The organism is Paracoccus sp. (in: a-proteobacteria), assembly GCF_030538695.1.
Lineage (GTDB): Bacteria > Pseudomonadota > Alphaproteobacteria > Rhodobacterales > Rhodobacteraceae > Paracoccus.
The window spans coordinates 73,146-97,227 of the sequence record NZ_JAUNTN010000011.1 but is presented as its reverse complement, the minus strand read 5'-3'; the positions used below and the strand labels follow the sequence as shown (position 1 = coordinate 97,227).

Here is a 24,082-nt window from a genome sequence, read left to right as displayed (position 1 = left end):
CAGGAAAAGGAGACCCGCTTGGATCGCATCACCCTGCCCGAACGTCCCGACTGGCGCCAAAAGGCCGAGGAGCTTGGCTTTACCTTTGCCGATATGCACGGCGAACCCTATTGGGACGAAACCAGTGCCTATGCCTTTACCCTGCCGCAGATCGAGGATGACATTGAGGCTCCGGCGACCGAGCTTCATGCCATGTGCCGCGAGGCCGTCGCCACCGCGCTGGCATCCGATGAATGGCTGACCCGGCTGGCGATTCCGCAGGATCAATGGGAATATATTGCCGCAAGCTGGCGTGCGGGCGAACCCGAGCTTTACGGTCGCATGGACCTGTCCTATGACGGGCGCGGACCAGCCAAGCTGTTGGAATATAATGCAGATACGCCGACGTCGCTCTATGAAAGCTCGGGCTTTCAGTGGCACTGGCTGGAAGATCAGCTTGCCGCCGGTGTGCTGCCCGAGGGGGCGGATCAGTTCAACGCTATCCATGAGGCGCTGACGGAACGCTGGCTCGCCATGGTCGCGGCGGGCAGCGATATTCACTTTGCCGCCGATCCCGACAGCCCCGAGGATTATGCCACCGTCGAGACCCTCGCATGGACCGCGAATGAGGCCGGGATGGTGCCGCATTTCGTGCCGCTGGCCGAGATCGGCCTGACCGAAGACGACCAGTTCGCGGATGAGCAATCCCGCGTTATCGGCACGCTGTTTAAGCTGTATCCGTGGGAGGACATGCTGCGCGATGATTTTGCGCCCTTCCTCGCCGGGTCGGGCGTGCAATTCGTGGAGCCGGCGTGGAAAGCGGTGGTGTCGAACAAGGGCTTCCTGCCGCTGCTGTGGCAGATGTTTCCCGGCCACCCGAACCTGCTGCCCGCCTTTTTCGCCGGGGACGTGGCCGATGCGCTGACCGGCGGCGCACCCGCCCCCCGCATCGCGCAGGCGTTCGCGGCGGCGCAGGACGCCTTTGCGGCGGGCTATGTGACCAAGCCGATTTTCAGCCGCGAAGGTGCGGATGTGACCATCCACCGCGCCGGTGATACGGCCCTGCCCGCTCTGCCCGGCGGTTATGGCCATCACCCGATGATCGTGCAGGCGCTGGCGCCGCTGCCGGTGTTTAATGGCTGGCATCCGGTGCTTGGCGCGTGGATCGTGGGCGAAGCCTGCGTCGGCCTTGGCCTGCGCGAGGATCGCAGCCCCGTCACCCGCGACCTGTCCCGTTTCAAACCTCATTTCATCCGCCCGTAAGGAATAGCCTGATGACCGATCACCCCAAACGCAAACGCTCGCGCCGGGTCGCACTGGTTCTGGCCGGGGCCGCCGTTCTGGCCACCGCTGCCTGCAAAGAGGAACAGACCGAAGCCCGCGCCTTCCCGGATCTGGAATCCTGCCTGCAAGCTGCCGATAACGGCAGCCTGTGGTTTACTGCCGATGACTGCCGCACCCAATTCGCGGCGGCGCAGGAAAACTATGCCGAAACCGCGCCGCGCTATGACGGGCTGGCCCTGTGCGAGCAGGAGCATGGCGCAGGCAACTGTCAGCCAGACCCAAGCGCACAGCAATCGGGCGGCGGCGGTTCGATCTTCATGCCGCTGCTGATGGGTTACATGATCGGGTCGATGCTCGGCGGCCGGGGGGCGACCAGCCAGCCGCTGATGCGCAATGCTTCGGGTGGTTACGCAACCCCTGCGGGACAAAGTTTCGCCAGCAACAACGGCGCTGGCCGTGTCGCCACCAACACCTTCAACCGCGCCCCCGCCACCGCAGGCCGCCCGCCGATGAGCGCGGCGCAGGTGCAAAGCCGGGGCGGTTTCGGGGCCTCGCGCACCAGCACCGCCCCCGCCCGCACCAGTTCGGGCGGCTAAAGCGACAGGTCAGCCCGTGTCCTGACGGGCTGTCCATCAAGACCGTAGGCGGCTGCTGTCAGGCGACGGCCGAAATGAAAGCGCGGCCCGCTTTGCCTCCGTCTGGGATGGGACTGATATTTCAGCCCATCCGAGAGGCTGGCTGCGGCCCTGACAGGCTGGCTTTTCCTGTCGCATCCTTCCCTTGCCGCATCCTTGCATCCGGCCCCGCTTCGCGGCATGGTCCGGGCAATCAAGCCGCAAGGAACCTGTGCCATGATCCCGTCCAGCCAATCCGCCCGCACCCGTGAAATCTGCGCCCTTGCTCCGGTGATCCCGGTGATCGTCGTGCCAGAGGCGCGTCAGGCCGAGGGGCTTGGCCGGGCGCTGGTCGAGGGGGGGCTGACCGTTCTGGAAGTCACCCTGCGCACCGAAGCCGCCCTGCCCGCCATCCGCGACATGACCCGGATCGAGGGCGCTATCGTTGGTGCTGGCACGGTGCTGCGGCCTGATGACGTTTACCGTGCCAAGGACGCTGGCGCCCGTTTCGCCGTCAGCCCCGGCCTGACCGAAGACATCGCGCTGGCCTGTCAGGACGCCGCCCTGCCGCTGCTGCCGGGTGCCGCAACCCTGACCGAGATGATGCGGGCGATGCAGCTTGGCTATGACATGCTGAAGTTCTTCCCCGCCGAGGCCGCAGGCGGGGCCAAGGCCGTTGCTGCGGCGGGCGGTCCACTGGCCGAATTGCGTTTCTGCCCGACCGGCGGCATCAGCCTGCAAAACGCCCCCGACTATCTGCGCCTGTCGAATGTGGCTTGCGTCGGCGGGTCATGGGTGTGCCCGACTGATCGCGTCAAAGCCGGGGATTGGGACGTCATCCGCCAGCTTGCAGCCGAGGCCGCAGCCCTGCCGCGCGGCTGATGCCATGATTGCGGAAACCCCTGAAAACCTTGCCCGCGCAAGGCGTAATGTGCTGGTGCTTGGCATCGCGCAGGCCATTCTCGGCGCACAAATGTCGATCATGTTCATCAGCGCAGGACTGATCGGCCAGTCGCTGACCCCATGGCTGTGCATCGCCACCCTTCCGGTTTCCGCGATTATTCTTGGCAATGTCATTTCAGCCCGCCCGCTGGCCAATTTCATGGCCCGGCGCGGACGACAGGCGGGGTTCTCGCTGGCGACCCTGACCGGGGCGATTGGTGCAGCGCTGTGCGTATGGGCCATGTGGATTGGTTCGTTCTGGCTGTTCACCGGCGCGTCGCTGTTAATGGGCGTCTATATGGCGGGGCAAGGGTTTTACCGCTTTGCCGCCACCGATGCCGCACCTGCCAGCTTTGCGCCAAAGGCGATTTCATGGGTGATGGCGGCCGGGCTGGTCGCGGCGCTGACCGGGCCGGGGATCGTGCGGCTGACCTCATCCCTGACACCGATCCCTTTCATGGGCAGCTATATGGTGGTGATCGGGCTGAACCTGCTGGGGCCGCTGCTGTTCTCGTTCCTTGATGCGCCACGGCCTGCCGCCGGGACTGCACCTGCTCGCCGCTTGCCGCTGGGGGAACTGCTGGCCCGGCCACAAATCGCGGTGGCGATGATCGTCGGCATGGTGTCCTATGCGCTGATGAATTTGGTGATGACCTCGACGCCGCTGGCGGTGATCGGCTGCGGCTATACGACCTCGGATGTGTCGGACATTATCAGCCTGCATATCGTGGCGATGTTCCTGCCGTCGTTTTTCACCGGCCATCTGATCGCCCGTTTCGGCGCGACCCCGATCGTCACGCTGGGGCTGTTCATTCTTGCCGGTTCCGCCGCCGTCGCCCTGTCGGGGGTCGAGCTGACGCATTTCTTCGGTGCGCTGATCCTGCTCGGGCTTGGCTGGAACTTTGGCTATATCGGCGCAACCGCCATGCTGACGCAGGCTCATAAGCCCGAGGAGCGCGCGCAGGTCCAAGGCTTGAATGACACCATCCTGTTCACTGGCGTGTTCATTGCCTCGCTGGCCTCGGGCGGGCTGATGAACTGCTATGGTGGTAATGCGCAAACCGGGTGGAGCGCAGTCAATCTGGCGATGGTGCCGTTCCTGATCCTGGCCGGAGGGGCGCTGATCTGGCTGGTGTTGCGACCCAAGGACGATGCCTAGGGCTTAAAACAGCGATTGCTGCGGGTCGCTGTTGTCCTTTGCCGGGGGAGCTGCTGCGCGGCGTTTGCGCGGAGCCGGTTCGGAGGCATCATCCACGGGTTGCACCGTCAGACGGCCATCATGCAATTCGACCTGAAGCTGCGGCAAGGCCCGTGCCGCATCCGCTGACGCAACCAGCCGCCCGTCACCGTCGCGTAAAATGGCAAAGCCCCGTGCCAGCGTTTCACGATAACCGAGCGTCTGACGCAGGCGGTCGATCCGTTCCAGCCGCTCAGCCCGCGCGGTCAGGTTGCGGGCCATGGCCGGGATCAGCCGGGCGGTCAGCGCCTCCAGCCGGGTGCGGTCGTCGGTCAGGCGGCGGCGGGCGTCGCTGTGCAGCCGGGCTAACGCGCCATCCAGCCGTGCGCCACGGTCGCGGAGACGGTCCCGCGCCTGATCCAGACGGCGCAGGCTGGCTGGTGCCAACCGCTGTGCAAAGCTGTTCAGCCCGGCGCGCCCCTGCCGCATAAAGGCCCGCAGAGCCGCAACCGGCATCGGCTGTGCTGCCAGACGGTCGCGCTGACGGCGCAAAAAGCTGCGCAAAGCCGGGTCCAGCCGGTCAGAAAACAGGTCCAGCCGCTGCCTTGCCCCTTCGGTCAGCGCCTGCGGACGACCAAGCCCCCGCGCCAGATCGCGCAGCCGCTGGCGGGGGTGGTCCACCCTGCCCTGCGCCGCGCGGGCCATCCGCAGCCCTTGTTCAGCCAACCGCTGCGCCAGCTCGGCCCGCACCGGCACGGCCATTTCCGCAGCCGCCGTCGGTGTCGGTGCGCGGCGGTCAGCGGCAAAGTCGATCAGCGTGGTGTCGGTCTCATGTCCAACAGCGGAAATCAGCGGAATGGCGCTGTCAGCCGCCGCCCGCACCACGGCTTCGTCGTTAAAGCCCCAAAGGTCTTCCAGACTGCCGCCGCCACGCGCCACAATCAGCAGATCAGGGCGCGGTAGCGCCCCACCTTCGGGCAGCGCGTTAAAGCCCCGGATTGCCGCCGCGACCTGTGACGCACAAGCCTCGCCCTGCACCGCAACCGGCCAGATCAGCACATGAGTCGGAAAACGGTCGCGCAGACGGTGCAGAATATCGCGGATCACCGCCCCCGAAGGCGAGGTCACCACCCCGATCACCTGCGGCAGATAGGGCAAAGCGCGTTTGCGGCTGTCATCGAAAAGCCCCTCGGCGGCCAGCGCCTTGCGCCGCTTTTCCAGCATCGCCATCAGCGCACCGGCCCCTGCCGGCTCGATTTGTTCGACAATCATCTGGTATTTCGACTGGCCGGGAAAGGTGGTCAGCCGCCCCGTGGCGATAACCTCGATGCCTTCTTCGGGGCGATGCGCCAGCCGCGCGGCCTGCCCCTTCCAGCACACCGCAGCCAGCACCGCGCGGTCGTCCTTGAGGTCGAAATACACATGACCCGAGCCGGGACGTGACACCCGCCCGATCTCGCCACGCACGCGGACATGGCCGAATTGACCCTCGATGCTGCGCTTGACCGCGCCGGAAATCTCGGAAACCGTGAAATCATGGGCATTGCTGCCCGGTTCCGTGTCAATCAGATCCATGCCGCTTGTTCCCCTTTCGCGGCGACACTAGAACGCATGGCAGGCAGACGAAAGGGGCAAGGCCATGAACATCCTGATTCTCGGCGGTGGCGGGCGCGAACATGCGCTGGCTTGGGCGATCCGGCAGAACCCGAAATGCGACCGGCTGATCGTTGCGCCGGGCAATGCGGGCATTGCGGCACTGGCCCGCTGCGCCGATCTGGACATTCTGGACGGCACGGCGGTGGTCGGATTCTGCGCAGAAAACGCCATCGACATGGTGGTGATCGGCCCCGAGGCACCTCTGGCGGCAGGGGTTGCGGATGCGCTGCGGGCGGCGGGTATCCTGACCTTCGGTCCCTCGGCTGCGGCTGCGGCGCTGGAGGCCAGCAAGGGCTTTACCAAGGAAATCTGCGACGCCTGCAATGCGCCGACGGCAGCTTGGGCGCGGTTCGAAGCCGCCGGTCCAGCGCGGGATTACATCAAGGCGCAGGGCGCCCCCATCGTCATCAAGGCCGATGGTCTGGCCGCTGGCAAAGGCGTAACGGTTGCCATGACCGAGGCCGAGGCGCTGGCCGCCGTGGACGCGATTTTCGACGGCACTTTCGGGGATACCAGCGTGGTGATTGAGGAGTTCATGCCGGGCGAGGAAGCCAGCTTTTTCATCCTTTGCGACGGTGAGACCTGCCTGCCCATCGGCACCGCGCAGGATCACAAGCGCGTCGGTGACGGCGATACCGGGCCGAATACCGGCGGCATGGGGGCGTATTCCCCTGCCCCGGTGCTGACGCAGGCGTTGCAGGATCAGGTGATGGCGCAGATCATCCGCCCGACCGTGGCCGAGATGGCCCGACGCGGCACACCGTTTCAGGGTGTGCTTTACGCCGGGCTGATGATCCATGACGGACAGGCGCGGCTGGTGGAATATAATGTCCGCTTTGGCGACCCGGAATGTCAGGTGCTGATGCTGCGGTTGGGGGCACAAGCCTTTGACCTGATCCATGCCTGCGCCGAAGGGCGGCTGGATCAGATGCAGGTGAGCTGGGCCGATGACCATGCGCTGACCGTGGTTCTGGCCGCTGACGGCTATCCGGGCGACTATCAAAAAGGCACCGAGATCAGGGGCTTGGACAGCATTCCAGAGGATTCATTCCAGACCGTTTTCCACGCTGGAACCGTGGCACGGGACGGGCAGGTTCTGGCCAATGGCGGCCGCGTTCTGGCCGCAACCGCGCGTGGCGAAACGCTGGCAGAGGCCCGCGACCGCTCCTATGCGATGGTGGATCAGATCGACTGGCCGCAGGGGTTTTATCGCCGCGATATAGGTTGGCGGGCGCTTTAAAGCGCCCCCTTTCCGGCTTACAGGCCAGAATACATGCCTTCATAGATTGGTTGCAGGGTTTCGACTTCGAACAGGGACGACACAGAGGTGCCGTTCCAGATGTTCAGGATCGCCTGGGCGAACATCGGTGCGGTCGGCACGATGCGGATGTTTTCCGCTGCCTGCACCTGTTCCGAAGGCGCAATCGAATCGGTGATGACCAGTGATTTCATCACCGATTTCTGTACACGATCCACAGCCGGGCCGGACAGAACGCCATGGGTGATATAGGCGTGAACCTCGGTCGCACCGTGATCGGCCAGCAGTTGCGCCGCCTTGCACAGCGTTCCGGCGGTGTCGCAAATATCGTCCACGATGATGCAGGTCTTGCCCGAGACATCACCGATCACCGTCATTTCCGCGATCTCGCCGGGGTTTTCGCGCCGCTTGTCCACGATGGCCATGGGGGCGCCGATGCGCTTGGCGATTTCGCGCGCCCGTGCCACACCGCCGACATCGGGCGAAACCACCATCACGTCCTGAAGCCGCCCCTTGAAATGGTGTTGAATATCCAGCGAAAACACCGGCGCGGCATAAAGGTTGTCCACCGGAATATCAAAGAACCCCTGAATCTGCGCGGCGTGCAGGTCCAGCGTCAGCACCCGGTCCACCCCGGCTTCGGTCAGCAGATTGGCAACCAGCTTGGCGCTGATCGGGGTGCGGGCCTTGGCGCGGCGGTCCTGCCGGGCATAGCCGAAATAGGGAATCACCGCCGTGATTCGCGCCGCCGACGACCGTTTCAGCGCATCGGTCATAATCAGCAGTTCCATCAGGTTGTCATTGGCCGGGTTCGAGGTGGACTGAATGATATACATATCCTCGCCGCGGACGTTTTCATAAACCTCGACGAAGATTTCCTGATCGTTGAACCGTTCCACCCGCGCATCCACCAGCGCCACATTCATGCCCCGATGCATCGACATTCGCCGCGCGATTGAGGTCGCCAGAGGGCGATTCGCGTTACCGGCAATCAGCTTGGGTTCAGTCATGGCAGCCATCGGGGGATTCCTTGCAAGGCAGAATACAGGTCGATTGCAGCCGGATTAGCACCACGTTAGCCTGCGGGCAAATCCTAGGAGGGCGTGAATGGCACATATCGACTATTATTTCGTCACGATCAGCCCGTGGTGCTATCTGGCGGGCAACCGGCTGGAGGAAATCGCCGCCCGCCACGATGCCACGATTACCTATAAGCCCTTGGATGCGGTGCAGCTTTTTGCCCGCACCGGCGGCAAGCCTCTGGCCGAGCGCCACCCGGCGCGGCAGGACTACCGCTTGCAGGAATTGCCCCGCTGGGCCGCGCATCTGGGGATGGCCCTGAACCTGCATCCGGCGCATTTCCCGGTGAATACCGCGCCTTCGTCCTATGCGATCATCGCCGCGCAGGCCGAAGGGGGCGATGTCGGGCCGCTGGTTCAGGGTTTTCTGCGCGCGGTTTGGGCCGAAGAACGCGACATCAGCGACGATGCGGTGATCCGCGATCTTCTGGCCGCGCACGGCTTCGACCCGACGCTGGCCGACCGGGGGTTGTTCGTCGGTGCCGAAACCTATGCCCGCAATCTGGAACAGGCGGTGGCGGCCGGGGTGTTCGGTGCGCCTTTCTATGTCGTGGATGATGGCGCAAAGTTTTGGGGGCAGGACCGGCTGACCTTCCTCGATCAGCATTTGGCTGCCGCATGAGCGGGGTTCATCTGCGCCACTGGCCGGGTGATCCTGACCGCCCCGCGCTGGCTTTGCATTGCATGATGGGGACCGCATCCTATTGGGGACCGATTGCCGAGGGGCTGGCGGGCCGTGTGGACCTGCGGGCCTTTGATTTCCCTGGACATGGCCGCAGCCCCGCCCCCGATCCTGCGGTTGATTACCACACGCAGATCACCCGGCTGGCGGCCGCGATGATTGACCGCCCCGTTGATCTGATCGGACATTCTCTTGGGGCCACGGTCGCCTTGCGCATCGCTGTCGCCGCGCCCGAGGCCATTCGCAGCCTGACCCTGATTGAACCGACGTTTTTTGCCGCCGCCCCTGCCCCCGATGGTAATGCGTTGGCCGAGCAGATGCAGGCTCGGTTGAACGCCGGCTATCACGAAGACGCGGCCCGTGTGTTTATGAACTATTGGGGCGGACTGCCCTTTGACAAGCTGCCCACCCCGATGCGTGAAGCGGCCATCCGACAAATCCCGCTGGTGATGGAAACCGATCCGGCGATGCGTCTGGACAGTTGCAACCTGTTGGCCGAAGGGCGACTGGAAGCTATCGACGCCCCGGTTTTGCTCATCACCGGCAGCGACAGCCCGGCACAGATTCATGCGGTGGTCGATGCACTGGCCGAACGCCTGCCCGATGTCGGCCGCGCCAGCGTGCCGGGCGCAGGCCATATGGTGCCAATCACCCACCCGGCAGAGGTCGCCGGCCTGATTGCCGTCAATCTGGAGCGCAGCTAGGCGCTGATTTGCAAAGCGGGCGTAGCGAAGACGCTAAAAGGTTTCGCTTATAGATCAATGGCATTGGGAAAAATCTGTTCGGCTTGCATGGAAATGAACCGGCAGGTAAATGATGGTTTATGCAGAGGCAGGCTGAAACTCATAATCTGGCTTCCAGTTTTCCGCTACTATAAGGGGTAACGCGCCCATCGCACGGGATCAGGCAGCCGTTGATCGCGCGTTCCGGCCACACGGGCATAAGCCGAACAGCACCCTATCAATCGCAACCCGCCGCTGCTACCCCGGATTTGGAACCTCAGACCCGATACCGGCCAGCAAACAGTCCGCTCATGCACGCCATATTCAGTTCAGCCCCCTTGCCGCCGCCTTGCCCGACCTTCACACATCCCATTGATCCAGATGCGGCACCGCACCAATGGCCGTCCAATCCGCGCGGACCCGTGCCATGCGCGAATCGCCCCAGGTGCGGAAGATAATGTCGAAGCCTTCGGCGCTGATGTTTTCTGCCGAAAGATCCCCGCGTTGATTGCTGTCCCCGGCTGAATCCCACATCGACATGGATAGTTGCACGGCAGGCGTTGCCAGAAACGGCTGTGGGAACAGCACATGCACACGGACATGGCGTGGCCCATTCCCGGTCCACATCGGGCCATCATTTTCAAAATCTGAAAACAGGATCTGCCGCCCCTGCTGCACCCCGATTGCATGATGTGAAAAGCGTAGCATCATTCTTGCCAGTTCGTTGGTTCTGTCCTGCCTAGCAGCAGAAAGCTAAGAAATCACTAAAGGCTGAATAAAAAAGTGAACACCCCGGACCAGCCGGGGTGTCATCATGTCGCATAAATGCCCGATTACTCGGGGAAGTTTGCCTGTTTCGGGTCCAGCCCGATATGGGTGCCAAGGGCTTCCATATCGGCCAGCAGCTTGACTGCCGCTTCGACCGCGCCTTCGGCCCCGTGATGCTCGGCCGCAGCGCGTTGCTTATGCGCATCGGCCAGCATCAGGTTATACGCCTCTTGCGTGATCTCGGCGCAGGGAAGCCCGCGCTCGGCCAGCAGCGTCACCGATTCATTGTTGATCTCGGCAAAACCACCCGACACGGCGAATTCGGTCTGGTTGCCCGAACCGTCAATCACCGTGACCAGACCGGGGCGCAGCGTGACGATGGCGGACGCATGGCCCGGCATCGCCGTCAGATCACCGTCGGTTCCCGGCAGGCGCACCTCGCGCACCGGGACGGACAGCAGGTTCCGTTCCGGCGACACAAGGTCGAACTGCATCGTGTCGGCCATATCGCCCCCTTACGCCGCGTCTGCGGCCAGTTTGGCGGCCTTGGCCTTCACTTCCTCGATACCGCCAACCATGTAGAAGGCCGCTTCGGGCAGGTGGTCATATTCGCCGGCCACAACAGCCTTGAACGAGGAAATCGTATCCTCCAGCGGCACCTGTTTACCGTCGGCGCCGGTAAAGACCTTGGCCACGTCGAAGGGCTGCGACAGGAAACGCTGGATTTTCCGGGCGCGGGCCACGGTCAGCTTGTCCTCTTCGGACAGTTCGTCCATGCCGAGGATGGCGATGATGTCTTGCAGCGATTTGTATTTCTGCAAGATCCCCTGCACGTCACGGGCGACGTTGTAATGTTCTTCGCCGATCACTGCTGGGTCAAGGATACGGCTGGAGCTGTCCAGCGGGTCCACCGCCGGATAGATCCCCAGTTCCGAAATCGCGCGGCTAAGAACCGTGGTTGCGTCCAGGTGAGCAAAGGTCGTGGCCGGGGCCGGGTCGGTAAGGTCGTCGGCCGGAACGTAAACGGCCTGGATCGAGGTGATCGAGCCGTTCTTGGTCGAGGTGATGCGTTCCTGCATCGCGCCCATATCGGTGGCAAGCGTCGGCTGATAGCCCACCGCCGACGGGATGCGGCCCAGAAGCGCCGACACCTCGGAACCCGCCTGCGTAAAGCGGAAGATGTTATCGACGAAGAACAGAACGTCGGTCCCGGTCGAGTCGCGGAACTGTTCCGCAAGGGTCAGGCCGGTCAGCGCAACCCGCATCCGCGCCCCCGGAGGCTCGTTCATCTGGCCGTAAACAAGCGCCACCTGCGATTCCGACAGATTGTCGGGTTTGATAACGCCGGATTCGACCATCTCGTGATAGAGGTCGTTGCCCTCGCGGGTCCGTTCACCGACACCGGCGAAGACCGAATAGCCGCTATGCACCTTGGCGATGTTGTTGATGAGTTCCATGATGAGAACGGTTTTACCCACGCCCGCACCACCGAACAGACCGATCTTGCCGCCCTTGGAATAGGGGGCCAGCAGGTCGATAACCTTGATCCCGGTCACGAGGATTTCCGAGCTGGTCGCCTGTTGCGCGAACTCGGGTGCGGGCTGGTGGATTGCACGGGTTTCGGTGGTTTCCACCGGGCCGCGTTCATCCACGGGTTCCCCCACGACATTCAGAATCCGGCCCAGCGTCGCGTCGCCCACCGGCACCGAGATCGGCTTGCCGGTGTCCGTCACGGCCTCACCACGGACCAGACCTTCGCTGGCATCCATGGCGATGGTGCGGACGGTGTTTTCGCCAAGATGCTGAGCAACCTCAAGCACCAGCTTCTTACCGTTGTTGGTGGTTTCCAGCGCATTCAGAATCGCCGGAAGCTGGCCGTCGAACTGCACGTCAACGACGGCACCGATGACCTGCGTGATCTTCCCCGTAGCTGCCATCTATCTACCCCTGCGTTAGAGCGCCTCTGCGCCCGAAATGATTTCAATAAGTTCCTTGGTGATCGCGGCCTGACGCGAGCGGTTATACTCGGTCGTCAGCTTGTCGATCATATCGCCCGCGTTGCGCGTGGCGTTATCCATGGCGGTCATCCGCGCGCCCTGTTCAGATGCGGCATTTTCCAGCAGCGCGGCGAAGACTTGCGTCGAGACCGAGCGCGGCAGCAGATCGGCCAGAATGGCCTCCTCGCCCGGCTCATAGTCATAAAGACTGGAGGCTTCAGCCCCTTCCTCGACCACCGCCGGAATGATCTGCTGTGCCGTCGGCACCTGCGAAATCACCGACTGGAAGCGGTTGAAGAAAATCGTCGCCACGTCATATTCGCCCGCATCAAAACGGTTCAGCACGTCTTCCGCGATGCCGCGGGCGTTGTCATAGCCGATGCGCTTGACTTCGGACAGATCGACATGGCCGATCAGCTTGTCGCCATAATCGCGGCGAAGCTGCTCGCGGCCTTTTTTGCCGACGGTCAGGATGGTGACATCCTTGCCCTCGCCAGCCAGCCGTTCGGCGTGCTGCCGGGCCAGTTTGACGATTGAGCTGTTAAAGCCCCCCGCCAGGCCCCGTTCCGAGGTCATCACGACCAGCAGATGCCGCTGATCGCTGCCGGTTCCGGCCAGCAGGCGGGGCGCAGTGTCCGAGCCAGCAGCCGCAGCCGTCAGCCCGCCCATGACGGCGGCCATGCGGTCGGCATAGGGACGCGCGGCCTCGGCTGCCTCTTGCGCGCGGCGCAGCTTGGCAGCGGCGACCATCTGCATCGCCTTGGTGATCTTCCGCGTATTCTTGACGCTTCCGATCCGGTTTTTCAGATCCTTAAGGCTTGGCATGATCCCTCACCCTTTGCGAATTACGGTTTGCGCTTGCCCGACCGGATCAAGGCGACAGGCGCCCCGGACAGGCACCCCCGCACCATGGAAGAGGCGGGGGCGTAACGCATCAGGCGTAGGTCTTGGCGTAAGCGTCAAGAACACCCTTCAGGCGGGTTTCGGCGTCCCCCTTGATTTTGGGATCTTCCTTGGTCAGCCAGTCCAGAATGTCCTGATGCTGGTTGCGCAGGAACGAGATCAGACCCGCTTCCCATTTGCCGACCTCGCGCACCGGCAGCGCGTCCAGATAGCCATGCGTCCCGGCATAGATCACCGCAACGATTTCCGCATTGGTCAGCGGCGAATATTGCGGCTGTTTCATCAGCTCGGTCAGGCGCGCACCACGGTTCAGCAGCTTTTGCGTGGCGGCGTCCAGATCGGAACCGAACTGCGCAAAGGCGGCCATTTCACGATACTGGGCCAGCTCCAGCTTGACCGGACCCGCGACGGACTTCATCGCATTGGTTTGCGCGGACGAACCCACGCGCGACACCGACAGACCCGTGTTCACAGCCGGGCGGATACCCTGGAAGAACAGGTCGGTTTCCAGGAAGATCTGGCCGTCGGTGATCGAGATGACGTTGGTCGGGATATAGGCCGACACGTCGCCCGCCTGCGTTTCGATGATCGGCAGAGCGGTCAGCGAACCGGCACCAAAGTCCTCGTTCAGCTTGGCCGAACGCTCCAGCAGGCGCGAGTGCAGATAGAACACGTCGCCCGGATAGGCTTCGCGCCCCGGCGGACGGCGCAGCAGCAGCGACATCTGGCGGTAAGCCACGGCCTGTTTGGACAGGTCGTCATAGATGATCAGCGCATCTTTGCCGTTGTCGCGGAAATATTCCGCCATCGCGGTCGCAGCATAGGGGGCCAGATATTGCATCGGCGCCGGTTCTGACGCGGTCGCGGCGATGATGGTCGTGTAGGCCATCGCGCCGGTTTCTTCCAGCTTCTTCACCAACTGCGCCACGGTCGAACGCTTCTGGCCAACGGCGACATAGAAGCAATGCAGGGTTTTCATCCCTTCATCTTCGCGGCCGTTGTAGTTTTTCTGGTTCAGGATGGTGTCCAGCGCAATCGCGGTCTTGCCGGTCTGACGGTCCCCAATGATCAGTTCCCGCTGACCACGGCCAACCGGGATCATGGCGTCAACCGATTTCAGGCCGGTTGCCATCGGTTCATGCACCGATTTGCGCGGCATGATGCCGGGTGCTTTTACGTCCGCGATGCGACGTTCGGTCGCCTCGATCGGGCCTTTGCCGTCGATCGGGTTGCCCAGCGCGTCCACGACGCGGCCCAGCAGGCCCGGACCAACCGGAACGTCCACGATGGCGCGGGTGCGCTTTACGGTGTCGCCTTCTTTGATTTCGCGGTCGTCGCCAAAGATCACGACGCCGACGTTATCGGTTTCAAGGTTCAGCACCATACCGCGGATGCCGCCCGGAAACTCGACCATCTCACCGGCCTGAACATTGTCCAGACCATAGACACGGGCGATCCCGTCACCGACGGACAGCACCTGACCGACCTCGGCAACTTCGGCATCTTTGCCAAAGTTCTTGATCTGGTCTTTGAGGATCGCCGAAATCTCGGCAGCCTGGATTCCCATTATCCGACCTCTTTCATAGCATTCTGAAGGGATGCGAGCTTGGATTTGATCGAACTGTCGATCATCTGCGAGCCCATTTTAACGATCATGCCGCCGATCAGGCCGGCATCAACACGGGTGTTCAGCTTGACGGTGCGGCCCGATTTGGCGGCCAGCGTCTCGGTCAGCTTTTTCTTTTGATCCGCGCTCAGTTCCACGGCACTGACCACATCGGCGGTGATTTCACCGCGCGCATCCGCGATCAGGCCGCGCAGCTTCTCGACAAGCTGCGGCAGCACGAACAAGCGCCGGTTCTGCGCCATCAGCGCCAGCGTATTTTTCAGCGTGTCCGACAGCCCCATCTTGGCCGCCAGCGCAGCAATCGCCTGTCCCTGAACCTCACGCGACAGCACCGGAGAATCGATCACCGCCCGCAGGTCGGGGCTGTCGGTCAGCGCCTGGCCAAGATCGTCGATCTGGCTGGACAGCGCATCCAGCGCCCCACCTTCTTTGGCAATATCGAAAACGGCTTGCGCGTAACGCCCGGCAATATTTGCGGAAATCGAAGCAGAATTAGCCACGGTCATCCTTCCGGTTTGCGCGAAGCCCCGCAGGCGGGCCGCAGTCATGCGGTCTGTTGCGAGGCGGTTGATCGAAGGACGGGCCTTCGGAAATCTCTCGCGGTGTCTAGCAGGCGATTTCGCGTGTCGCAACCTCTTGGACACGCAAATGAGAGCATTTCAGCACAATGTCTTGCCGCATATCCGCATGGTGGCGCTAAACCTTTGTGTGCGGGCCTGTATGGGGGCTAATTTCGCGCCGCTGATCCGGGGTCAGATTCGCCGCAGGCCGCGCCCCTGCCGGTCGCGCCATGCCGCCAAGCACCTGCAACGGGCTTGGCACCGTGACCCGCAGCCCCGGCCCGTTCGGCGCCCGCATCTGCTTGCTGACCTCGGCCAGCACCACGCCCGCGACCAGCATCCGGCTGATTCCCGCGCCGGTCTTTTCCCACCAGCCCGCCGTGCGCAGCCAGAATCGCCGGTCCGAGGGCGGCACATACAGGGCTGCCGCCTGCCGTTCAGTCACGAAACCCGCAGCCCGCAACTGGCCCTCGATCTGCCCTGCCGAATAGCTGCGCCCGGCCCCGAACGGCGTTTTCTCGGACCTTGCCCACAGCCCGGCCCGGTTCGGCACCATGACCAGCATCCGCCCCCCCGGCCCCAGCACCCGCCACGCCTCGGTCAGTGTCGCATCTGCATCACGCGCCGTTTCCAGCCCATGCAGCAGCACCAGCCGGTCGATGCTGCCAGTGTCCAGCGGCCAGCAATCCTCATCGCAGAGAACCGAGCGGTTCGGCAGCCCCGCAGGCCAGCCCATCACCCCTTGCTGCCCCGGCATCAGTGCAATCACCCGCCGCGCCGGTTCCAGATAGGGCCGCAGCATCGGCGCGGCAAAGCCGAACCCGGCCACGCTCATCTGCCGCAGGCTTTCAGGCGGCCACCAGGCGGTCAGTCGGTCGCGCAGGATTCGCTGAACCATCCGCCCCAAAGCGGTCTGGTAATAAAAGCGCCGCAGCGCGATCACGTCCTGATACATCCAAACCTCCGGTTGCGCCTCGCACGACTTGGCCGCAAGCTAGGGTAATGGCTGCGAAGGAGGATTGCCAATGGCCGTAACCCTGCTGACCCTGCGGTGTCTTGCCGACAACTATGCCTATCTGATCCATGACGGCCAGCGCACCGCCCTGATTGACGCGCCCGAGGCCGCGCCGGTGCTGGCGGCGCTGGCGGAACGCGGCTGGCGGCTGGATCAGATTGCGTTGACCCACCACCACGACGACCACATTCAGGCCGTGCCGGAACTCGTCGCCGCCACCGGCGCGCAGGTGATCGGCAATGCACAGGACGGCGCCCGCCTGCCCGCGCTGGATCTGGCTGTCTCGCCGGGGGATCACTTCGATCTGGCCGGAACCCCGGCTAAGGTCATTGATGTTTCGGGCCATACCATCGGCCATATCGCCTATTACCTGCCGGATGCCGGGCTGGTCTTTACCGGCGACAGTCTGATGGCTATGGGCTGCGGCCGCCTGTTCGAAGGTCGCCCTCAGGTGATGTGGGCCAGCCTGTCGCGCCTGAACGCCCTGCCCCCGGATGTGCTGGTCTGTTCCGGCCATGATTATTGTGCAGGTAATGCAGCCTTTGCCCTGTCCATCGAGCCGGGAAATGCTGCCATAACCGAGCGGCTGAAATCCGGTCGCCCCTGCGCCCCCGCAACGCTGGACGAGGAGCGAAAAACCAATCCTTTCCTGCGCGTGGAGGCGTTGCGCGGGGCGCTGGACATGGCCGATGCCCCCGATGCGCAGGTCTTTGCCCGGCTGCGGCAGATGAAGGATGATTTCCGCCCGGCTTGAAATCCGCGGCGCAGGTGAACAACTATGCAACAAATCCGGTCGCGGTTTACGGTTTCTTGACGTTTTCATGCCAAGAGTAAACCCCGGCCCCGCCGAAGGAGACTCGCCTTGCCGTCATTTTCGACCTCTCTTGAACAAGCCATCCATGCGGCATTGGCCATGGCGAACGAAAACCGCCACGAACTTGCAACGCTGGAACATCTGCTGCTTGCGCTGACCGACGAACCCGATGCGGTGCGGGTTCTGCGCGCCTGCGACGTTGATCTGGCGCAGCTTCGCCAGATGCTGACCGATTTCATCGAAGAAGACCTGTCTACCCTCGTCACCGACATCGAAGGGCATGAAGCCGTGCCGACCGCCGCTTTTCAGCGCGTGATCCAGCGGGCGGCGATTCATGTCCAAAGCTCGGGCCGGGATGAGGTGACGGGCGCGAATGTGTTGGTCGCGATCTTTGCCGAACGCGAATCCAATGCTGCGTTTTTCCTGAACGAACTGGACATGACCCGCTATGATGCGGTGAACTTCATCGCGCATGGAGTCGCCAAAAATCCCAGTTTCAACGAAAACCGCACGGTCGAAGGTGTTGAAACCCATGCCGAGGCGCATGGCGAAGCGCCGCCGGAAAAGGGCGAATCGGCGCTGGCGAAATATTGCGTCGATCTGAACCAGAAATCGCGCGAAGGCGATATCGACCCGCTGATCGGTCGCACCGCAGAGGTCGAGCGCGCCATTCAGGTGCTCTGCCGCCGCCGCAAGAACAACCCGCTGCTGGTAGGTGATCCGGGCGTTGGCAAAACCGCGATTGCCGAAGGTTTGGCCAAAAAAATCGTCGAGGGGCAGACCCCTGATGTGCTGAAAGGCGCCACCATCTTTTCGCTGGATATGGGGGCGCTGCTGGCCGGAACCCGCTATCGCGGCGATTTCGAGGAACGGTTGAAGGCCGTCGTCAAGGAACTGGAAAAGCATCCCGATGCGATTCTGTTCATCGACGAGATCCATACCGTGATCGGTGCCGGTGCGACCTCTGGCGGGGCGATGGATGCTTCGAACCTGCTCAAACCCGCGCTGGCGGGTGGCAAGCTGCGCTGCATGGGGTCCACCACTTATAAGGAATATCGTCAGCATTTTGAAAAGGATCGTGCGCTGTCGCGGCGGTTCCAGAAAATCGACGTCAACGAACCGTCCGTGCCGGATGCCATCAAGATCCTGATGGGGCTGAAGCCGCATTTCGAATCGCATCACGATCTGCGCTATACCAATGATGCGATCAAAACGGCGGTCGAACTGGCCGGGCGCTATATCAACGACCGCAAATTGCCCGACAGCGCCATCGACATCATCGACGAGGCTGGGGCCGCGCAGCATCTGGTTGCGGAAAGCAAGCGCCGCAAAACCATTGGCGTGCGCGAGGTTGAGGATGTCGTGGCCAAAATCGCCCGCATCCCGCCCAAACAGGTCAGCAAGGATGACACCGAATTGCTGCGCAATCTGGATTCGACGCTGAAGCGGGTGGTCTTTGGTCAGGATGACGCCATCGACGCGTTGACCTCGGCGATCAAACTGGCCCGTGCGGGTCTGCGCGAGCCGGAAAAGCCGATTGGCAACTACCTGTTTGCAGGCCCGACCGGCGTCGGCAAGACCGAGGTCGCCAAGCAATTGGCCGATACCTTGGGCGTGGAATTGCTGCGCTTTGATATGTCTGAATATATGGAAAAGCACGCCGTCAGCCGCCTGATCGGTGCGCCGCCGGGCTATGTCGGATTCGATCAGGGCGGGATGCTGACGGATGGCGTGGACCAGCATCCGCATTGCGTGCTGCTGCTGGACGAGATCGAAAAGGCGCACCCGGATGTTTACAACATTCTGTTGCAGGTGATGGATCACGGCAAGCTGACCGACCACAACGGTCGTCAGGTGGATTTCCGCAATGTGATCCTGATTATGACCTCGAACGCGGGTGCGGCGGATCAGGCCAAGGCCGCCATCGGCTTTGGCCGCGAACGGCGTGAGGGGGAGGACATCGAGGCGATCGAGCGCACCTTTACGCCCGAGTTCCGCAACCGTCTGGATGCGGTGATCCGCTTTGCGCCGCTCTCACGCGACATCATCGTGCAGGTGGTCGAAAAGTTCATTCTGCAACTGGAAGCACAGCTGATTGACCGCAATGTTCATATCGAACTGACGGATGAGGCCGCGAACTGGCTGGCTGGAAAAGGCTATGACGACAAGATGGGCGCGCGCCCGCTGGGCCGCGTTATTCAGGAAGTCATCAAAAAGCCTCTGGCGGAGGAACTTCTGTTCGGCCGCCTGACCAAAGGCGGCGTGGTCAAGGTGCGGATCGAAAACGACAAGCCCGTATTCGACATTGAAGGACCGGAAACCAAACGGCTGTCCAAAGACAGTCCCCGGCTGCTACCGGCAAACTGAACCCGAAGGCTCCGCTGAACCGGCGGGGCCTTTTCGTCAGGGGCCTGGTTGTGGCTGGGAACGCACATATGGCAGGAAGAAAAAATCAGGCGCCCGAACAGATCGCCCCAAAATTGTCCCACCAGAGAGGGCGTGGGGAACAGCAAATCCGCTGCAAGAAGAACAGGTTGCCTCCTCTGTCGCTCCGTTGATTTGGATATTCTGACTGATCAGAACGCCAACGCTTACGTCCACCAAAGAGATCGAAGCAGGTGTTTGAAGTGGGCTTCGGCCCCTGTGCGGGACCGTCTCTGAATCGCGCCAGACCTAAAGCGGCCTGAAAACACGCCGGTGATGGATGCGGCCCCCTCGCCACGGGCGCGCGACGCGAAATGGCGTGAACTTGTTGGTCTGCTCGTCGATCTGATGCCGCCATTCACAAGAACAGCCCCCGGGTGGTCCCTTTTGCCAAGTCCCCCTATTCCGGGGCGTGGGTTGAAACCATGTCAGACAACAGTGTGATTGCCTGATCCTTTTTGCGGTGCATGGGCGCAAGCTTGGTCTGTTGATCGGCCTTGCCGCGAATGTGTATTGAATACCCTGTTTAGGAGGGCGGCGGCCTTTTATGGAGGGTATGGTGCAGACCATCGGAATCCTCGGCGGCATGTCGGCGGCCTCGACGCTGACCTATTACCGGACCTTATGCGACCTGACCCGCCAACGGCTTGGCGGGCTTCATTCGCCGCAATTGCTGATCCGCTCGCTGGATTTCGCCCCCATCGCGGCGATGCAGGCGGTTGATGACTGGAGTGCTGCGGCAGCCATTCTGAACCGTGAGGCCCACGCGCTTCAGGCTGGCGGAGCCGATATTCTGCTGCTGGCCACCAATACCATGCACAAGCTGGCCGCTCAGATGATGGCCGGGGTCACGATTCCGCTGCTGCATATCGCCGATGCAACCGCCGCCCGGATCGCTCACGCTGGCTTGCGCCGCGCCTTGCCTGATGGCAACTGCCTTTACGATGGAACAGGATTTCTACCTCGCCCGTTTGCGCCATGCGGGGCTGACCCCCATTCTGCCAGACGTCACGTCGCGGGCCAGGATTCACCATATCATTTATGACGAGCTGTGCCGGAACCGGATCCGTGACGACAGCCGGATGCAGTTTGAAGCCATTGCTGCCGATCTGGCGCTGCAAGGGGCAGATAGCCTGATCCTTGGCTGCACCGAAATTGGAATGTTGCTGAATACGACCAATGTTCCGGTGCCGGTCTTTGACAGCACCCTGATTCATTGTGAAACCGCGCTGGATCTGGCCCTGTCTGACGCCTGAAATCAGAGCCGCCCGACCGGATATTCGGTGCCGCCGACCCGGTGGAACAGCACTGCAATCACCACCAGCAGAACCGCTCCCATCAGTACCGGCATAATCACGAAATCAAACCCCGGCTGGACGGCGAAAACCACCAAAGGGTTTCCCCCGGCAGGCGGATGAATGATGCGCAGCGCCACCATAGCGGCAATGGCAATGCCGACTGCAATTGCGGGCGAGAGTGCAAAATCGGGCCAAAGGTTCAGAAAAATCAACCCGATCAGCGTTGTCAGCACATGGCCCCCCACGATATTCAGCGGTTGTGACAGCGGCACGGCGGGGGCGCTGAACAGCAGCACGCAACTGGCCCCGAATGGTGCGATAATCAGCGGCAAGTGGCTATAACGACCAATCATCGACAAAAGCGCAATGGCCAGAAAGCCGCCAAAGCCTGACAAAAAGATCAGGCGCAGCGGCGGGCGCGGCAGAGAAAGCGTAAAGTATTTGCGCATGATTATGGTGGTCAGTCGTCCGGGATAAAATCAGCGGAACAGGATCAACCCGCCCGGCGACCATGCCAGCCGGGTCGCTGTGCCGACATCCAGCACATCGCGGCCAAACACGTTCCGCATCGAAATCCGCACCGGACGTTCCACATCAGGCAGGCGAATATCGTAATAGGTCATGTCCCCGAAATAGACGACCTCATCAATCACCCCGGCAACCTCGCGGTCCGGGGCGGTCTGGCCGGGGGACAGCATGGTGAACGCCTCCGGGCGGAAGCCGACCGAAGGGGCCTCGCCCGCGCCCGCGCAGCTGACCTGCGCGACGGGCAGATCAACCGGGCCAAGCCCGGCCACATCCACCGACACACGGTCGCCACTTTCGCCGGTCACGCTGGCCGGCAGAAAGTTCATAACCCCGATGAAATCCGCCACGCGCCGACTGTTCGGGCGGGCATAAAGCGCCTCTGGCCCATCAAGCTGCGCGATTTCACCGTCGAACATGACCGCGATCCGGTCAGACATGACCAAGGCTTCCTCCTGGTCATGCGTCACCAGAACGAAGGTGATCCCAACCTGACGTTGCAGCTTGATAAGCTCGACCTGCATTTGCTCGCGCATCTTGCGGTCCAGCGCGGACAGTGGTTCATCCAGCAGCAGCACCTTGGGCTTGAGGATCAGCGCACGGGCCAGTGCGACCCGCTGGCGCTGGCCGCCGGAAAGTGCATGTGCCGCCCGCTTGCCATAGCCTTTCAGCCCGACCATTGCCAAAGCCTCCTCGACCGCGGCGGCTTTTTCAGCCTTGGACCGGGGATCACGGCGCAGGCCGAAAGCCACGTTTTCCGCCACGCTCAGATGCGGGAAAATCGCATAGGACTGGAACACCATATTGGTGGGGCGATGGTTGGCGGGGACATCCTCCATATGTTTGCCGTCGATCAGTACCGCACCGGATGAAATATCCTCGAAACCCGCGATGGTGCGCAGCAGCGTGGTCTTGCCGCAGCCTGACGGGCCAAGCAGGGAAAAGAACTCACCCTCTCGGATTGTGGCGGTGATGCCGCGTAAGGCATGGTAATCGCCATAATATTTCTGCACGTCGCGCAGCTCGATCATTGGACGGGCGGCGTTCAGTTCGTCCCAACGGGTCGGGGATTTGCGCGGGGTCGTCACAGGAAGCCTCCGGTATCTTGCTGGCCGGTGCGGGCAAGGCCACGGCGGCGGAAATATTCGGCAATCGTCAGCAGCAGCACCGACAGCACGACCAGAACCGTGCCGAGCGCCATAATCATCGGGATGGATTTTGGAAAGCGAAGCTGGCTGTAGATATAGACCGGCAGGGTTTCCTGATTGCCCCCAAGGAAAAAGGCAATGATGAAATCATCCAGCGAAATCGTGAAGGAAATCAGCAGCGACGAGATAATCCCCGGCATCACCAGCGGCAATGTTACGAGCCGAAAGGCCGACCATTTGGTTTCACCAAGATCCATCGCAGCCTCCTCCAGCGAGCGGTCGAGGCTGGAAAAGGACGCTGACAGGATGGTGATGGCAAAGGGCATACACAGCAGCGTATGCCCCAGAATCACCGTCAGCAGCGACAGCGGAACCCCAAGTCCCAGCAGCACCACCAGCAGCGACACCGAGATAATGATGTCCGGCAGCACCAGCGGCAGCATGATAAGCCCCATCACCGGCCCCTTTCCCGGAAAGGCGAAACGGGTCGAGGCCCGTGCTGCGAACATCCCAAGACAGGTGGCGAAAATGGCCGAGCTGACCGCAATCAGCAGCGAGTTCTCCAGCGCGCGCCATAGCGTGCGATTGCCCGCCGCCTGCGTGAACCAGTCGGTTGTAAAGCCCTGTAACGGAAAGGCAATCACCGTTCCCGAGTTAAAGGCGAAAACCGGCAGCAGCAGGATCGGCGCATAGAGGAACAGCAGATACAGCAGCGCGTAAAGACGAAACCCGATCTTCATGCGCGCGCCCTCAGAAAGCGGCGGTTCAGAAGCACAAAGACCAATGCGGCCACGGTGGTGATGGCCATGGCCGTAACCGCGATGGCCGAGCCAAGCGGCTTGTTGTCGATGTCCAGCATTTGCGCCTGCACCAGATTGGCGATCATCGGGATCTTGCCACCGCCAATCACCGTCGGCGTGACATAATCGCCAATGGTCGGGATGAACACGATCAGCACCGCCGCAACCACCCCCGGCATCGCCAGCGGCAAGGTCACGCGCCAGAAGGTCATCGGCCGGCTTTCGCCAAGATCACGCCCCGCCTCCAGCAACGAGCGGTCGATCTTTTCCAGCGCGACAAAGATCGGCAAAATCGCAAAAGGCGCATAGGCATGGGCCAGCGTCACCACGATCGAGTTCACATTATACAGAAGAAAACCAAGCGGTTCGTCGATCAGGCCAATGTTGATCAGCCCGCTGTTGATGACGCCGTTATAGCCCAGAATGACTTTCCACAGGAACACCCGGACCAGATAGCTGGTCCAGAAGGGGATCGTAATCAGGAAAATCCATAGTGCCTTGCGTTCCGGCGGCACCATGAAAGAGATGAAATAGGCCACCGGAAAGGCCAGCCCGACCGTTGCCACAGTCACCGCCAGCGCGATCCAGAACGACCGCCCCATTACCGTCCAGAATACCGGATCGTTCAGGGTTTGGGCATAATTTCCTAGCGTGAACTCTTTGATAATGACCAAATAACCATCGGTCATAAAGGAAAAGGCAAAGATGGTCAGCAACGGCGCTGCCAGCATCAGCAGCGCATAGATAAACGGCGGTGCAACCAGTTTCAGCCCTGATCGCGCCTCTGGTCCGAATTGGGTCGCGGCCATG

The 24,082-nt window shown here is 62.2% G+C and carries 24 protein-coding genes; 11 read left to right on the top strand and 13 right to left on the bottom strand.

Going from position 1 to position 24,082, the window contains the following annotated elements; genetic code table 11:
* Positions 1-18 precede the first annotated feature (18 nt).
* From Q4G24_RS07845 to Q4G24_RS07830, 4 genes are all read left to right on the top strand, one after another.
* A complete protein-coding gene (locus Q4G24_RS07845) occupies positions 19-1,242 on the top strand; it encodes a glutathionylspermidine synthase family protein (RefSeq protein WP_303365956.1) in 1,224 nt (407 codons plus the stop codon).
* A gap of 11 nt (positions 1,243-1,253) precedes the next feature.
* Entirely contained in the window at positions 1,254-1,859 is a 606-nt protein-coding gene (locus tag Q4G24_RS07840; protein ID WP_303365955.1) for a DUF1190 domain-containing protein, read from the top strand.
* A gap of 255 nt (positions 1,860-2,114) precedes the next feature.
* Positions 2,115-2,759, top strand: a complete 645-nt coding sequence (gene eda, locus Q4G24_RS07835) for a bifunctional 4-hydroxy-2-oxoglutarate aldolase/2-dehydro-3-deoxy-phosphogluconate aldolase (RefSeq protein WP_303365954.1) — start codon at positions 2,115-2,117, stop codon at positions 2,757-2,759.
* Positions 2,760-2,763: 4 nt separating this feature from the next.
* Positions 2,764-3,978 carry an MFS transporter gene (locus tag Q4G24_RS07830; protein ID WP_303365953.1) on the top strand — a complete coding sequence of 405 codons (1,215 nt, stop codon included), beginning with the start codon at positions 2,764-2,766 and terminating at the stop codon, positions 3,976-3,978.
* A gap of 3 nt (positions 3,979-3,981) precedes the next feature.
* On the opposite strand, the gene xseA is transcribed toward Q4G24_RS07830, so the two are convergent.
* Positions 3,982-5,571, bottom strand: coding sequence for an exodeoxyribonuclease VII large subunit (gene xseA / locus Q4G24_RS07825; protein ID WP_303365952.1), 1,590 nt, complete (start codon positions 5,569-5,571; stop codon positions 3,982-3,984).
* A 64-nt stretch (positions 5,572-5,635) separates the two neighbouring features.
* Between xseA and purD the strand changes: the two genes are divergently transcribed.
* Complete coding sequence (gene purD, locus Q4G24_RS07820; protein ID WP_303365951.1) at positions 5,636-6,892, top strand: phosphoribosylamine--glycine ligase; 1,257 nt, start codon at positions 5,636-5,638, stop codon at positions 6,890-6,892.
* 17 nt (positions 6,893-6,909) lie between these two features.
* Here purD and Q4G24_RS07815 read toward each other — a convergent pair whose 3' ends face one another.
* Positions 6,910-7,929, bottom strand: coding sequence for a ribose-phosphate pyrophosphokinase (locus Q4G24_RS07815; RefSeq protein WP_303365950.1), 1,020 nt, complete (start codon positions 7,927-7,929; stop codon positions 6,910-6,912).
* 88 nt (positions 7,930-8,017) lie between these two features.
* Here Q4G24_RS07815 and Q4G24_RS07810 point away from each other — a divergent pair, with 88 nt between their 5' ends.
* Together Q4G24_RS07810 and Q4G24_RS07805 are read left to right on the top strand one after the other, a co-directional pair.
* The gene (locus tag Q4G24_RS07810) at positions 8,018-8,611 is read left to right on the top strand and encodes a 2-hydroxychromene-2-carboxylate isomerase (RefSeq protein ID WP_303365949.1); all 594 of its coding nucleotides are present in this window, start codon (positions 8,018-8,020) and stop codon (positions 8,609-8,611) included.
* The gene (locus Q4G24_RS07805) at positions 8,608-9,375 is read left to right on the top strand and encodes an alpha/beta fold hydrolase (protein ID WP_303365948.1); all 768 of its coding nucleotides are present in this window, start codon (positions 8,608-8,610) and stop codon (positions 9,373-9,375) included. The genes Q4G24_RS07810 and Q4G24_RS07805 overlap by 4 nt, the downstream gene beginning before the upstream one ends.
* Before the next feature lie 378 nt (positions 9,376-9,753).
* Here Q4G24_RS07805 and Q4G24_RS07800 read toward each other — a convergent pair whose 3' ends face one another.
* The 7 genes from Q4G24_RS07800 to Q4G24_RS07770 form a co-directional block, all read right to left on the bottom strand.
* Positions 9,754-10,020 (bottom strand): H-type lectin domain-containing protein, encoded by a 267-nt coding sequence (locus Q4G24_RS07800; RefSeq protein WP_368660932.1) that lies wholly within the window; start codon positions 10,018-10,020, stop codon positions 9,754-9,756.
* A 206-nt stretch (positions 10,021-10,226) separates the two neighbouring features.
* Positions 10,227-10,667 carry a F0F1 ATP synthase subunit epsilon gene (locus Q4G24_RS07795; RefSeq protein WP_303365946.1) on the bottom strand — a complete coding sequence of 147 codons (441 nt, stop codon included), beginning with the start codon at positions 10,665-10,667 and terminating at the stop codon, positions 10,227-10,229.
* A gap of 9 nt (positions 10,668-10,676) precedes the next feature.
* Positions 10,677-12,098, bottom strand: a complete 1,422-nt coding sequence (gene atpD / locus Q4G24_RS07790) for a F0F1 ATP synthase subunit beta (RefSeq protein ID WP_303365945.1) — start codon at positions 12,096-12,098, stop codon at positions 10,677-10,679.
* A 15-nt stretch (positions 12,099-12,113) separates the two neighbouring features.
* The gene (locus Q4G24_RS07785) at positions 12,114-12,983 is read right to left on the bottom strand and encodes a F0F1 ATP synthase subunit gamma (protein ID WP_303365944.1); all 870 of its coding nucleotides are present in this window, start codon (positions 12,981-12,983) and stop codon (positions 12,114-12,116) included.
* Between the two features lie 109 nt (positions 12,984-13,092).
* Positions 13,093-14,628 carry a F0F1 ATP synthase subunit alpha gene (gene atpA / locus Q4G24_RS07780; protein ID WP_303365943.1) on the bottom strand — a complete coding sequence of 512 codons (1,536 nt, stop codon included), beginning with the start codon at positions 14,626-14,628 and terminating at the stop codon, positions 13,093-13,095.
* Positions 14,628-15,194, bottom strand: coding sequence for a F0F1 ATP synthase subunit delta (locus Q4G24_RS07775; RefSeq protein WP_303365987.1), 567 nt, complete (start codon positions 15,192-15,194; stop codon positions 14,628-14,630). The genes atpA and Q4G24_RS07775 overlap by 1 nt, the downstream gene beginning before the upstream one ends.
* 190 nt (positions 15,195-15,384) lie before the next feature.
* Positions 15,385-16,203, bottom strand: a complete 819-nt coding sequence (locus Q4G24_RS07770) for a class I SAM-dependent methyltransferase (protein ID WP_303365942.1) — start codon at positions 16,201-16,203, stop codon at positions 15,385-15,387.
* 70 nt (positions 16,204-16,273) lie between these two features.
* Here Q4G24_RS07770 and gloB point away from each other — a divergent pair, with 70 nt between their 5' ends.
* The 4 genes from gloB to Q4G24_RS07750 all read left to right on the top strand — a co-directional run bounded on the left by gloB (position 16,274) and on the right by Q4G24_RS07750 (position 20,757).
* Entirely contained in the window at positions 16,274-17,017 is a 744-nt protein-coding gene (gloB, locus tag Q4G24_RS07765; RefSeq protein ID WP_303365941.1) for a hydroxyacylglutathione hydrolase, read from the top strand.
* 108 nt (positions 17,018-17,125) lie between these two features.
* Positions 17,126-19,444: an ATP-dependent Clp protease ATP-binding subunit ClpA gene (gene clpA / locus Q4G24_RS07760; protein WP_303365940.1), complete on the top strand. Its 2,319-nt coding sequence runs from the start codon at positions 17,126-17,128 to the stop codon at positions 19,442-19,444.
* Positions 19,445-20,057: 613 nt separating this feature from the next.
* Positions 20,058-20,546, top strand: a complete 489-nt coding sequence (locus tag Q4G24_RS07755) for an aspartate/glutamate racemase family protein (protein ID WP_303365939.1) — start codon at positions 20,058-20,060, stop codon at positions 20,544-20,546.
* The gene (locus Q4G24_RS07750) at positions 20,428-20,757 is read left to right on the top strand and encodes an aspartate/glutamate racemase family protein (protein WP_368660931.1); all 330 of its coding nucleotides are present in this window, start codon (positions 20,428-20,430) and stop codon (positions 20,755-20,757) included. The genes Q4G24_RS07755 and Q4G24_RS07750 overlap by 119 nt, the downstream gene beginning before the upstream one ends.
* Before the next feature lie 2 nt (positions 20,758-20,759).
* Here Q4G24_RS07750 and Q4G24_RS07745 read toward each other — a convergent pair whose 3' ends face one another.
* From Q4G24_RS07745 to Q4G24_RS07730, 4 genes are read right to left on the bottom strand one after another with little or no spacing between them, the layout of a single operon-like run.
* Positions 20,760-21,248, bottom strand: a complete 489-nt coding sequence (locus Q4G24_RS07745) for an HPP family protein (RefSeq protein ID WP_303365937.1) — start codon at positions 21,246-21,248, stop codon at positions 20,760-20,762.
* Positions 21,249-21,278: 30 nt separating this feature from the next.
* Positions 21,279-22,355, bottom strand: a complete 1,077-nt coding sequence (locus tag Q4G24_RS07740; protein WP_303365986.1) for an ABC transporter ATP-binding protein — start codon at positions 22,353-22,355, stop codon at positions 21,279-21,281.
* Positions 22,356-22,408: 53 nt separating this feature from the next.
* Entirely contained in the window at positions 22,409-23,212 is an 804-nt protein-coding gene (locus Q4G24_RS07735) for an ABC transporter permease (protein WP_303365936.1), read from the bottom strand.
* Complete coding sequence (locus Q4G24_RS07730) at positions 23,209-24,081, bottom strand: ABC transporter permease (protein WP_303365935.1); 873 nt, start codon at positions 24,079-24,081, stop codon at positions 23,209-23,211. The genes Q4G24_RS07735 and Q4G24_RS07730 overlap by 4 nt, the downstream gene beginning before the upstream one ends.
* Between the last annotated feature and the right edge of the window lies 1 nt (position 24,082).